Source organism: Halobacillus kuroshimensis DSM 18393, from assembly GCF_000425705.1.
GTDB classification, from domain to species: domain Bacteria; phylum Bacillota; class Bacilli; order Bacillales; family Halobacillaceae; genus Halobacillus; species Halobacillus kuroshimensis.
In genome coordinates this window covers 210,060-222,057 of the sequence record NZ_AUDY01000011.1, presented here as the reverse complement: position 1 = coordinate 222,057, position 11,998 = coordinate 210,060, and the positions used below count along the sequence as shown (strand labels likewise).

The 11,998-nt window shown below is 48.7% G+C and carries 12 protein-coding genes; all 12 read right to left on the bottom strand.

The window, feature by feature from the left end; all coding sequences use genetic code 11:
• Window positions 1–231: 231 nt before the first annotated feature.
• Window positions 232–957: an SDR family NAD(P)-dependent oxidoreductase gene (locus H615_RS0113830; RefSeq protein WP_027955706.1), complete on the bottom strand. Its 726-nt coding sequence runs from the start codon at window positions 955–957 to the stop codon at window positions 232–234.
• Window positions 954–2,198, bottom strand: coding sequence for a class I adenylate-forming enzyme family protein (locus H615_RS0113825; protein WP_027955705.1), 1,245 nt, complete (start codon window positions 2,196–2,198; stop codon window positions 954–956). Before H615_RS0113825 ends, H615_RS0113830 begins: the two co-directional genes overlap by 4 nt.
• Window positions 2,195–2,431, bottom strand: coding sequence for an acyl carrier protein (locus H615_RS0113820; protein ID WP_027955704.1), 237 nt, complete (start codon window positions 2,429–2,431; stop codon window positions 2,195–2,197). Before H615_RS0113820 ends, H615_RS0113825 begins: the two co-directional genes overlap by 4 nt.
• A gap of 15 nt (window positions 2,432–2,446) precedes the next feature.
• A complete protein-coding gene (gene pseH, locus H615_RS0113815; protein WP_027955703.1) occupies window positions 2,447–2,983 on the bottom strand; it encodes a UDP-4-amino-4,6-dideoxy-N-acetyl-beta-L-altrosamine N-acetyltransferase in 537 nt (178 codons plus the stop codon).
• Window positions 2,983–3,720, bottom strand: coding sequence for a cytidylyltransferase domain-containing protein (locus tag H615_RS0113810; RefSeq protein WP_027955702.1), 738 nt, complete (start codon window positions 3,718–3,720; stop codon window positions 2,983–2,985). Before H615_RS0113810 ends, pseH begins: the two co-directional genes overlap by 1 nt.
• On the bottom strand, window positions 3,717–4,784 hold the full coding sequence (pseI, locus tag H615_RS0113805; RefSeq protein WP_027955701.1) for a pseudaminic acid synthase: 1,068 nt from the start codon (window positions 4,782–4,784) through the stop codon (window positions 3,717–3,719). Before pseI ends, H615_RS0113810 begins: the two co-directional genes overlap by 4 nt.
• Window positions 4,785–4,793: 9 nt before the next feature.
• Entirely contained in the window at window positions 4,794–5,855 is a 1,062-nt protein-coding gene (gene pseG, locus H615_RS21390; RefSeq protein ID WP_051254714.1) for a UDP-2,4-diacetamido-2,4,6-trideoxy-beta-L-altropyranose hydrolase, read from the bottom strand.
• Window positions 5,852–7,054, bottom strand: a complete 1,203-nt coding sequence (gene pseC, locus H615_RS0113795) for a UDP-4-amino-4,6-dideoxy-N-acetyl-beta-L-altrosamine transaminase (RefSeq protein WP_027955700.1) — start codon at window positions 7,052–7,054, stop codon at window positions 5,852–5,854. Before pseC ends, pseG begins: the two co-directional genes overlap by 4 nt.
• A gap of 13 nt (window positions 7,055–7,067) precedes the next feature.
• A complete protein-coding gene (locus tag H615_RS0113790; RefSeq protein WP_027955699.1) occupies window positions 7,068–8,009 on the bottom strand; it encodes a dTDP-glucose 4,6-dehydratase in 942 nt (313 codons plus the stop codon).
• An 82-nt stretch (window positions 8,010–8,091) separates the two neighbouring features.
• Complete coding sequence (locus H615_RS0113785; RefSeq protein WP_156896491.1) at window positions 8,092–9,570, bottom strand: hypothetical protein; 1,479 nt, start codon at window positions 9,568–9,570, stop codon at window positions 8,092–8,094.
• Window positions 9,571–9,591: 21 nt separating this feature from the next.
• Window positions 9,592–10,590 carry an SDR family NAD(P)-dependent oxidoreductase gene (locus H615_RS0113780; RefSeq protein WP_027955697.1) on the bottom strand — a complete coding sequence of 333 codons (999 nt, stop codon included), beginning with the start codon at window positions 10,588–10,590 and terminating at the stop codon, window positions 9,592–9,594.
• Between the two features lie 122 nt (window positions 10,591–10,712).
• Complete coding sequence (locus H615_RS0113775) at window positions 10,713–11,954, bottom strand: surface carbohydrate biosynthesis protein (protein ID WP_027955696.1); 1,242 nt, start codon at window positions 11,952–11,954, stop codon at window positions 10,713–10,715.
• Between the last annotated feature and the right edge of the window lie 44 nt (window positions 11,955–11,998).

Here is an 11,998-nt window from a genome sequence, read left to right as displayed (position 1 = left end):
AGTAATAAAATGAACTTAAAGACCTATGATTTTTTCCGACAATTTAGTTAACTTATCCCCCTTTATATGGTATCTTTAGTTTGAGCCATCTGAAGTAGAGATATAAAAGAACATAAGAGACGAACGTTTGTATAGGTATAGGTGGCGGAGGCTCCAGCATTCAGCTGGAGCTTACTTATGGGTTTAGCAGCCCCAGCCAAAAAACCGCAGATCCAGGGGATCTGCGGTTTTTTATATCGTTCCATTATCTACATGTATACCTGTTCCCGTGATCGAAGAGGACTGATCGGATAAAAGAAAAAGAACGGTGCGTACGACACTGGCCATCGCGGTTTCTTTCTTCATCGCATTTCTTCTGTAAATTCTCTCCTTCTGTTCGTCCGTTAAGGAAGCACTCATGGCTGTATTCATAAACCCGGGGATCACGCAGTTGGAACGGATGCCCCGTGCCCCCCATTCCCGCGCCGTATTTTTCGAGAACGCTTCGATGGCCCCTTTTGTAGACGCGTACATGCTTAATCCTTTGTATCCGGTGTGGGCACTGATGGAAGAGATGTGCACGATCGATCCTTCCGTTTTGTTCAAAAGCATATCCCGAATCACATATTTGGTCAGGTGCATGGGACTCAGGACGTTGATTCGGAACATCTTCTCAAGCGGATCGACGCGGAGGTTGGAAATAATGTCATCATAGGCCCATGCGGAATTGTTCACAAACCCATGAATGACCCCGAGCCGTTTCAGCTGCTGCAGGTATAACGATTTGATCCCTTCCACGTTTTCTAAATCGTAGGTAAGGTGGACAAAGTGTTCCCCTCCCAGCTGCTTCAGATCTTCGACTTCGGCACCTTTCGATCGGCTGATGCCGATGACCCCATACGTTCCTTCCATTAAGATTTCTCTGGCAATAGCCTTTCCCACTCCTCTGGATTCACCGGTGACAATGATCCACTTCATTCTCTGACCTTCTTTCCTGTGCGCGTTTTCGGAATGTCTTCGACAAACGCCAGGATCCTCGGTACTTTCCACGGCTGCAGGGTGCGTGAGGCGTGCTCCCGGACCGCTTTCTTCACTTCATCCTCTTCAGCGTCTGCCTCCTTCACGATATCAGCGGTAAGGAGGTTTCCTGTTACACTATTTTTCTTCCCTTTCACCAACGCATCCGCCACTCCCGGGACCGCTGTCAGCACAGCTTCGACTTCCAACGGATTCACCCTGTACCCCCCGACATTAATAAAATCAGAATTTCTGGATACAAAAGCGAATTCATCTGCCCCGACTTTCTGTACAACATCTCCGGTATTCAGCCATTCGCTGCCGACCTCTGCGTTTTCCATTGTACCGACCAGCGACTGATGGATGAGCAGTTCCTGGTTTTCATTGATTTTCACCAAGTCTTTTATGGAGGAGGGTATGGTAAAGGTGCGGCCGTTTCCAGCAAATACACTCCCTGCTTCTGTCGAGGCATACACATTCCTGATCTGGGCATGGGGGAAAACCTGCTTCATCTTCTCCGACAATCGGTCATCAAAGCCTTCGCCGCCAAATGTGATCCGCCTGACGCACGGATAGGTCTTCGACTGAAGCCTGGGAAAAATATTGCGATAGTAGGTAGCGGTAGCGGACAGATGCGTGATTTGATATGGCTCAATCAAATCAGGCAGCCGTTTCTGCTCTTCATTGAACACATAGATCATTGGATTTTTATTGCAGAAGGCTTGAAAGAAGACCTGCAGACCGGCCATGTGTGTAGGGTTATAGGCAAACCCCCACACATGGTCCTTCCATTGGCTGCCGGTTTTCACCTGCCGTGTTAACGATTCATACCGATGAGTGACTTTTTTCGGACGTCCGGTTGTTCCTGACGTATATAGGGACAAGGTCCAGTTTTTTGGATGAAGACGGGCCGTTACTTCCTCATGAGACGGGGGATGCTCAGGAAGACCGTCCAACAAAGCCGGCTGGAGGTCAGAGGCTTGGATCCCCATCCTTTTCAATTCTTCATCAGAAAAATCTCCGTCCAACAGCTCTACCGGATAATCGAGCCACAGACTATGGACGATCGCTGCGAAAATCTGATACGGGTGGTTCCCTTTCACAAAAATCCTGGAACACGCCATTTTCCTGCTGCCCACATCCCTAAAGAGCTCCTCGTACGTATACTGATGTCCTTTGGAAGCAAGGAAAAGATTCTTCATGGACCCTGATGCCCTTCGATTTTCCTGATGACGTCTCCCATCGTTTCAACAAGGCCATCCTCAAAGATATCCACGCCGAATTCACTCTCCACCCGGACCGTCAGTTCAGCGAGCATCAAGGAGTCCATGTTCAAATCATCCCTGAGATGCTGGTCGGCATCCAGGCGCTTCAAGGGTGGCAGGCCATTATCTTTACACATGTCGTTAACAATCACGATCAATTTATCCTGCACGTCTCCTCCTCCTTCTTAGCAAAAAGGTGCGGTATATTTTTTAAAGAGCCTGCTTTTCTTCTCCCAGTCGGATTTCAGAAGCTCCATCAGGTGGACGTCATGGCTTTTTCCATGCTTGATCACATGATCTTTACGTGTACCGACCATACGAAATCCATGGAAGGTATTGAGCTTCACAACCTTGTCGTTCCCCTCCATCACCTCTGCTGTCAGCTTATTCAAAGAAAGATTGCTGAAAACGTGGTTATATAGATAGAGAGGAAGGATTCCACCATAGATCCGGTATTTTTCCTCACCTATGTAATAACCGAAAACGGCCCGTTTATGGACAGCATGGATGTCACTTAGAGAAAGCACACCGACAGGCACTGCATCGATCGCAGCCACCCAGTAGAGGTCCGTGTCGGATTGGGAGACCGATTCGAACCAGGCCTGGTGTCTGCCTCGGTCCGGCTGTATATCTGTATACATGTACCGTGTTACAAATGAGGAGGTTCTCCACTGTAACACCAGATCGAGATGGGATTCTTTCAATCTCTCGAATTCAATCATCATCCTCCTCCTTTTTTCTGCTGGATATGATGGTTGATTTCCGTCCATTCGGGGTGGGCGTCCAACAAAGCGAGCGCGTCCTCCAAAGTAAAACGGGGATTTTGTGGGTAGAGATGTTCAAGGATCTTTGCAACCAGCTGGAAATCTTCTATAGTGTCCACCGTCCATCGGTGTCTGCTTTCATCCCTCTTATACAAGAGATGATTGTGTTTGAACAGGCGGGTATCGCGGATCATTTTTGCTGTCACATGCTCACGTGTGTAGCTGTCATCTGCAATCAAGTGAGAATGATAGAGAGCTTCGAATGTAAATACTTCGATGTCCATTCCTCTTGGATACGTACGAATTTTTGTATTGGATACATACGGATATTTCGGATAGTGATGGTGAAAGAGAGCGGTAACCTCATCAACAACGGCAGGGTCCATCAGAGGACAGTCCCCGGTAAGCCGGATCACAACGTCTGCCTGATAGTGGGAGGCCGTCAAGTAAAAGCGTTCCAATACATCCTTTTCCGATCCTCTGAAGCAGGCCGTTCCAAGCTGGCTGCACAAGTGTTCAATCGCATCATCACCAGATTGAACAGTCGTACTCACGACAAGCTGATCGATACAGGACGCCCGTTGGACACGTTCAATCTGGTACTGCAGGAGAGGTTTTCCCGCTGCCATTTTCAGCACTTTCCCAGGCAGGCGCGTGGAGCCCATTCTCGCTTGGATGACAGCCACAACGTTCATACATCATTCCGCCTTCCCGTAAGCATATTCCAGCTCAGCGGGGTGCCTTTGGAGATGGCAAACGGCGCCCGCTTCCCAAGGAAGACGCTTTTGTATTTCGGGAGCAGGCCGTAGCCCGGGCGGACCGCTCGAATATTCTCGTCTGTAAATGTCTCCCCTTTCTTTACATCCTTCGAAATATAAAGAGACCTTCGGTAATTTCTCGCTCTTTCGTCTTCCGGAGTATCTCCATAAGAGATCCTCCCCATTGCCTGCCACACGTTTTTCGATTCTTGTACCAGCTGTTTCATTTCTGAGGGCTCCAGAGAAAAAGAAGCATCTACGCCTCCTTCAGACCGATCCAGCACGAAATGCTTTTCTATGACGGACGCGCCCAGGGCCACACTTCCAACGGCCGCCCCGATGCCGAGCGTGTGGTCGGAGAGGCCCACAGGGCAGGAAAATGTCTGCGCCATATGTGGAATTGTGCTGATGTTGGAGTGAGCGGGAGGTGCCGGATAGGTGCTTGTGCACTTCAGCAGGACAAATTGGCTGCCTCCACTGTCCCTTACCGTTTTCACCATATCCTCCACCTCACTTAAGGACGCCATTCCGGTGGAGATGATGACCGGTTTCCCTGTTTTCACCACTTTTTCAATTAAGGAGAGGTCTGTATTCTCAAAGGAGGATATCTTATATAACGGAACGTGACACGCTTCCAGGAAATCTACTGCTGATTCATCAAAAGGGGTGCTGAAACCAATAATCCCCGCTTCCCGGCATCTGCTGAACACCTTCTCATGCCATTCCCACGGGGTTTTCGCTTCCTCATACAAGTCATAAAGCTTTTTTCCATCCCATTGGCTTTGTTCATCCTTAATCACAAAATCCGGCTGGTTGCTGGAGAGCGTCATCGTCTCCGGTTTATACGTTTGTATTTTCAAAGCATCCACCCCGCATGCGGCGGCATGGTCGACCATGGTAAGGGCTCTCGTCAGCGATTGATTATGATTGCCTGACATCTCCGCAATGATGAATGGTGGATGACCGCTCCCGATGCGACGGCCTTGAATGCTGAATTCCATGGGGGAACCTTATCCCTTCTTCCTCCCCGGTAAGTCAGGAGAGTTATTCCAGTTAATTAAACAAGCTGCCGCACGTCCTGGGCGGTACCCATCCATGATTTGAGAAAATCGACCGGCCATTTCCCGGGCGGTGGCTGGGTTGTAGACAAGCTTTTCAACAGCCCTTTTCAACCGGTCCACCTGCACATCCATACCCTTTCCCACATAGCAAACGGCTTTTCTCTCTTTCAAAGCAGCGATGGTGGCGGCCTGATTGGCAGCTGTTTGAATGACAATCACTGGAAGATTCATATAGCAGCACTCCCAGATGGATGAGCCGCCAGCTCCTATGACGAGGTCAGCCTCTTCCATCAGCCGTGCCATTTGACTGGTCTGCACGTGAAGAGTCATGTGTGGAAACCGGGACACGTATTTCCGAATGACCGCCTCCTTCTCGTTCGCTCCACCGACAACGATGGTCACAGTCAGATCTGTCATATGCTGGACAGCTTCGATCGCTTTCAACGTCTGACCGGAAGGATCGCTGCCTCCGAAGCTGATCAGAAGATGATTGATGTTTCCACTACGCCCCTTACCTGCCTGAAGAAATTCCTTTCTTAAAAGAAGATAGTCCGGTCCGAGAAGACGGACAGCTGACGAAGGAATCAAATCAGTATACCGTTTATGAAGATTGCTGCAGACATTTTGGTCCAACAGTACATCACAGGCATGCCGGCGGTCAGCCAGATCATCAATGACCATCAGTCCTTTCACCAACGGCCGCACCTCTTCCTCCCAACTGGCGTCCAGTTGGTAATGGTCGACAATCAGCCAGTCGATGAGCCCCCATGATTGAAGCAGCTCCTTCGTCTGGTCTGCATCCTTTTTATAAGAAAATTCTCCGTTGTCCTCAAGCCTATACACAGAAAAAGACTGGTTCACAGCCACCTGCACAAGACTTTCCGGGCAGCTTCGGCATATGAAAAATACATGGGCTCCACGGTCACGAAGATCTTCCGCCAAGGTCAGACAGCGCATCATATGCCCGGTCCCCCACTGGACCGATGCGTCGACACGGATGGCTGCTCTCATGAGCCCGCCCCATCCCGGTAATAATCCAAAACCTTCCGGACAGCTTCGATCACATCATCCAGATCCTGTTGGCCCATCGCGGGAAAAAGCGGGAGGGTGAGGAATTGCTGATACAGCTTTTCTGCGGTTGGGCAGCTGACCTGATCAAAGCCGTTTTTCTGATAGTACGGCTGTTCATATACCGGCATGTAATGGACGTTCACCCCGATGTTCTCCGCTGTCAATGCCTCAAAAATCTCTTTCCGACGGTCAATCATCTCCTCATCAAGCTTAAGGATATACAAGTGCCAGCTCGAACGCCGGCCCTGTTCCTGATAAGGGATCGTTACACCCTTCACGGTCCTGAAGGCGTTGTTGTAATAATCCGCATAAGCTTCCCTCATTGAGGTGAACGTATCCAGCCGGTCCAGCTGGCTTTCCCCAAGAGCTGCCTGCAGATCGGTCATCCGATAGTTGAATCCGAGAAACTGCATTTCATACTCCCACGGCGCGCGTTCTTGTATAAAATCAGCGGCATGCTTCGTAATGCCATGAGTACGGAATTGAAGAAGCGTTTTGTACCAGTTCTCATCATTCGTCGTAATGATGCCACCTTCTCCGGTGGTCACTGGTTTCACGGGGTGAAAGCTGAACATCGTCATATCACTGAGAGCTCCGACTTTCTGTGCGCGATAGGAAGCCCCCAGCGCATGAGCGGCGTCTTCGATGATAAGCAGATTGTATTTGTCCGCCACTTTTCTGATGGCTTCATAATCAGCCGGCTGTCCGGTGAAATCTACAGGAATGACCGCTTTCGTCCGCTCGGTAACAGCGGCTTCGATACTTTCCGGTGTAATCAGATATGTGCGGGGGTCTACATCAGCAAAAACCGGCGTGCCTCCGCAGTACAAGACACAGTTGGCACTGGCAGCAAAGGTGAGAGGGGAGGTGATGACTTCGTCCCCTTTCCCGATGCCGGCAGTAAAACAAGCGGCATGCAGCGCTGCCGTGCCACTGGAAAAGGAAACCGCATAGGCGGCCCCTGTATAAGCGGCTGTTTTTCTTTCAAAGCTGGCTACGGCAGGTCCTGTCGTTAAATAGGGACTGCTCAAAACCCTTTCCACAGCTTCTTTATCTTCCTTGGATATCCACTGACTTCCATAAGGGAGAAACGAATGACGTACAGGCTTTCCACCAAATACAGCAAGCTTGCCTCCCACCTGCCCAGCTCCTTTACATACGGTTGGATTTGATCCATTCCTCTGTCCGGCGGATTCCCTCCTCTAAACCTACTTCAGGCTCCCAGCCGAGGATCTCTTTGGCTTTGGAAAAATCGCACAACAGCTTGGAAATCTCACTTTGTGGGTGAATGTGTTCGATGTGGGTAATCGACGTCCGGCCGTCTGCAATCAGCTCAGCCAGCTGATTGATCGACACATCGCGCCCCAGACCCGCATTCAAAATTTCCCCAAAGGCCTCTTTATGGAGACCCGCCTCCACAACGAAGCGCGCACAGTCTTCCGCGTATAAAAGATCACGGGTCTGCTCCCCGTTTCCATAAATCTCAATAGGATCTTTGTTCAGCTTTTTCTTTATGAAAATAGGAACCACACCACCTTCTCCTCCTGTCTTTTGAAAAGGACCGTACGTGTTGAAAGGGCGTACGATCGTGACAGGCATCTGGTAGGCATGAAAGTAGGACAACACCATGTTTTCTGCAGCAATTTTCGAACCGGCATAGGGAGAAGCTGGTTTTACCGGGTCCTTTTCGGTAATCCCTTGAGGGTTGGATGCTTGATCATACACCATACACGTGCTCATGAATACAAATCTTACCTTGTGCTTTCTGCAGCTTTCCAGTAAATGAAAGGCCGCAACCGTATCGTTATAGAATGTTGTCTGCGGATCATCAATGCTGTCCTGGACATTGATACTTGCCGCTAGATGGTAGCAGATATCCACAGAGTCATTCATGACCTGTTCGATCACATCTTCTTTGCGTATATCGTCATGATAAAAAGCTTTGAAACGTTTGTGCGAAAGGAACTCCTCTATATTTCCGACGTCTCCGTTCGACAAATTATCAATCACCCAGACATTGTGCTGGTCTTCCAGTAACTTCTTCACGACCCATCGTCCGATAAACCCTGCTCCACCTGTAACAAGTACGTTCAGAAAGCTCCCTCCTCCTTAAAAAACGGCATTCCTATATACATATATTTCTAGATGCCGCTATGTATGAAAAAATCACAGGACTTCATTTCTTTATAAGCCCTGTGATAAAGGATAAAAGCCGACCTTCCGCCCCGTTCCCGAGCGGATAGGTGCGTTGTTTGAATGACTGCATCAAGGACTCATCGTGCGCGGAAACCCCGCCGTTTTTAAGAAAAGCATTGACCAAACCCGCCAGCCGGACAGGGTCATCCTGCTTCAAACGTCCCAATGAATCAAAATATCCGCTGTATCCATAAAAGTTGTTATTCAGGATAAATACCGGTTTTCCGGCCATCAAGCCTTCAAGCCCGGCGGTTGAATGGTAACTGACGACCGCATCAGACAGCTGGATCAAATCACTTAACGGCTGGTTTTTGGAATGGAAGGTGGAAGGGAATTTTTTTGTTAAGTAATGGGGCGTGTGGTCTGGGAAATCCTTAATAATAAGATTGACTGAATCTGACAGGGTAAGGGATCTCAAAAACGACTCCCATTTTTTCATTTGATAGTTGCTTCGTACAACAATGAGAAGGTTTTTCTTATGAATGGGAAGCCCTATATGCTGTTTGATTCTGGCTGCGTTGGTCTGAACCGCCTTGTACACTTCATCAAACCGCGGATGTCCCATCACCAAGATCCTCTTATCCGGAACCCCGCGGGACAGGAACCAATGCTTCTCATAATGTCCAAAGACAAGCTTATAATCGGTGACGCATGGAAGATAACCGAATGCATCGGAAATGATGCCGTGCTGCAGGGCAGCTACAGGAACATTATGAACAGCTCCTAAGATGGAAAAGATCCGTGACTCCATATACTGCGAATACGGAACGATGACACATCCTATCCCTTCCCGCTGCAGCAAAGCCCCGATCTGTTCTACTCGATGAACGACCTGGTCAATCTGCTTCATCAATGTTTTTTCAAAGTAAGGAACCGCGTACACCGGGTGGCCGGCCGCTTTCTTACGGGCAAGGATCGCTTTCGCTTCTTTTTGAAGACGCAGCACTTCTTTATGGACATTCACCTTATATTCGTCAAAGTAACGAGGAGGAAGGACGCTCGCTGCTGTTTTTTTCATACTGGCCGGTCTCTTCACTAACACCGTTTCATCCAGCGACTTGACCTTCGGCTTTTTCTCCCCTTTCTTCTGGCTGTGTTCCCGATCGACGATGTACAGCGTTTCAAAGGTCCGATTCAGCCTCAATAAAGTGGAAGATGGAAGCCTGAGAAGCCCGTAACCGTCATACAACACAAGCTTCTTTTTCTCCCCCCGTATTTTATTCTTTTGAAACCGCGCCTTATACCCATCAAAACGCTGCTGAACAACTCGTACATCCGTCACATGGTTACGAACAAAAGAAACCCACCCCTTCTGCTGGTAGATTTCCATCAGTCCTTTATTGCCCTGGATCAACCCTCTGTAGTAACAAAGATAGGGGATGCTGTGCTCTTTATAATAGAGGGATTGAAAATCATCCAGAAAGTCCAGATACACGGACCAGTATTTTTGTTCAATCATATCCATGGCTGCTTTCCTTCCTTAGATTAAATTCTGCTTCTGCACAAGCCGGCGCAGTTCTTCTTTGGAGACTGGTTTCTGATCGCTTGAGCTGTATGTCCCCACTTGAGTTCTGACAGCATCCGGATAGGAGACCTGTTTATCTCCTGGGATGACGTACATATCTTCGAATTCCCAGGCTGTCGTCGATTCTTCAAAGGTCATCAGCTCTTCGTACATTTTTTCTCCGACTCTCAACCCTATCTCCTGAACTGTGATTTCATGTGGGTCCAAGCCATAGGCAAGACACACTTCTTCCCTGACCACTTCAATGAGGTCCTGCAGGGAAATGACCGGCATTTTCAGGACGAAAATTTCTCCCCCCTGCGCTCTGGTCAGCGAACGGATCGTTAAGGAAGCGGCTTCTTCAATGGTCATCATGAACCGTGACATCCGATCATCCGTCACGGTAATCCGCTTCTTCTCTACCATCTGCTTAACAAACAGAGGAATGACAGACCCTCTGGATCCCATGACATTTCCGAAACGTACACTGGCGAAGATCGTACCTTCCTTAGATTTGTCTTGTCCGGATGATAAAAGGAGTCGTTCAGCAATCAGCTTGGAAGCTCCATACGTATTCGTCGGGGAAATCGCTTTATCTGTACTCGTGAACACAACCTTTTTGACACCTCGGGCCTTCGCTGCCCGCACCACGTGGCGCGTTCCTGCTATATTGGTAAGTACCGCTTCATATGGATTGTTTTCACAGAAAGGCACATGCTTCATGGCTGCCAGGTGAAACACATAATCTACGTTTTCCATAGCATCATAGACCGTTTCGTAATGACGGATGTCTCCTAGAATAAACTGCACCCGCGGATCGGACTTCAGTTCTTTTTCCAATTGATACTGCTTATATTCATCACGGCTCAACACCTTGATATATTTCGGGGATTCATTCAAAAGGGTCGTCACAATCCGCTTTCCAATTGTGCCCGTCCCACCAATTACCAGAATGCCCTTATCTTTGTAAAACACTCTCTTTCTCCTTCCCTCATATCTTTCTACCTGATCATGCTTATGTATATGCTATTTTTATAGAAAGGTGAAAATAATAGATAGAAACCCAGCCAGGAACCGGCTCTCGTCCCGGTCCCTGGTTACAGGCCCTCAAGCAGATATAACCGATCTGCTAAAGGGTGGATATGATAAGAGAGGTTTTTATTGGTAATCTTGTTCAGACCGGAGTAAAAGCGTACGATTTCTTCTGTCGTTAAGGATGGAAATAACCGCTTCATTTTTTCCCGCCGGTCTTTAACGAAACGCAGCCTTTTCAAAGAGGGGACAGGGGCAGGGGACACGTGTTGGTTGTTCAACACTTTCAGAATGGCTGTGCAGGCAGATGGGAGGGCTGGATGACTATAATAATGAAAGAACCCATCAGGAAGTTCAGGCTTTTCAGCGTGCCGCAGGATGTTAACGACTTCGTTCTCTGTGAACGCGTGGATGCTCAGCCTGTCGGGAAAGTCCATCATACCGGAGGAGTGAATCACAGGCTGGTAGGCAATGACCGGTTTTCTCAGCACAACCCCTTCAATTCCGGTCGTACAGCCGTTATGAATGACAGCCTCTGCCCCGAGAATCCAGTGAATCACACTGCGCTCCCGGTGGATGTGGATGTTATGGAATCCTTTAAACGCTTCCTTATAAACGTCGAGGCTCTCTCCGGGATGGGGACGGAAGATGATGTTTTTTCCGGGACAGGCCCGGCTCAACGTCTGAGCGAGGTGGATAAAAGCATGGCAGAGCCTTTTTATCTTCTCCATTTCCGGCAGATGGACGTTTTCTCTCACCCCGCCGATCGGATTATAAAACGTAAACCGGGTATTGATGAGGATATAAGAGCCGAAATCCGCCTGAATGTCTTCTACATCGGAGGCGTACAGCTCTTTATAGGTGTCATTCAGCAGGTCGAATCTGGGATTTCCGGTAATGGTACAGCTCTTTTCCATATGGGGATAAGCTTTTGTCAGGATGTTTTTTTGATGCTCCCCCCAGCAGCACACATGGGCAAGGCGGCGAATATGCTCCTTCCTCATCCGCCGGCTGATGTATTTCGGAGCATCGGGAATGAAAAACCCCTCTTCATCCAATTCTACAATCTTATGATGATATCTCCCTACGTTTTCCACTACTCTTCTGCCGTACCCTTTCGAATAACCCTTGGCCAGGAAAATACCAAGTGGCAGCTTTTCTGCTGCCTGCTCGACCATCCAGTGCTCTCCAATCACGACATGATATCCCTGACTTATGGCATGAAATGCAAGCAGTAACTTGGCATCCAGTTCTCTCACTTTCGTTTCAATCGGAAGATACAGCCACTTACGACTTCCGCTTTTCATTTCGTTGACCTCCTGCAAGACCTGCGAATAAAACATACGTATGT

What these genes read in the sequence shown, in the direction of transcription:
- H615_RS0113830 (WP_027955706.1), bottom strand. Translation starts at nt 957, where the DNA reads ATGAAGTGGATCATTGTCACCGGTGAATCCAGAGGAGTGGGAAAGGCT.
- H615_RS0113785 (WP_156896491.1), bottom strand. Translation starts at nt 9,570, where the DNA reads ATGATTGAACAAAAATACTGGTCCGTGTATCTGGACTTTCTGGATGAT.
- H615_RS0113810 (WP_027955702.1), bottom strand. Translation starts at nt 3,720, where the DNA reads ATGAACGTTGTGGCTGTCATCCAAGCGAGAATGGGCTCCACGCGCCTG.
- H615_RS0113775 (WP_027955696.1), bottom strand. Translation starts at nt 11,954, where the DNA reads ATGAAAAGCGGAAGTCGTAAGTGGCTGTATCTTCCGATTGAAACGAAA.
- pseG (WP_051254714.1), bottom strand. Translation starts at nt 5,855, where the DNA reads ATGAGAGCAGCCATCCGTGTCGACGCATCGGTCCAGTGGGGGACCGGG.
- H615_RS0113825 (WP_027955705.1), bottom strand. Translation starts at nt 2,198, where the DNA reads ATGAAGAATCTTTTCCTTGCTTCCAAAGGACATCAGTATACGTACGAG.
- pseI (WP_027955701.1), bottom strand. Translation starts at nt 4,784, where the DNA reads ATGGAATTCAGCATTCAAGGCCGTCGCATCGGGAGCGGTCATCCACCA.
- pseH (WP_027955703.1), bottom strand. Translation starts at nt 2,983, where the DNA reads ATGATTGAATTCGAGAGATTGAAAGAATCCCATCTCGATCTGGTGTTA.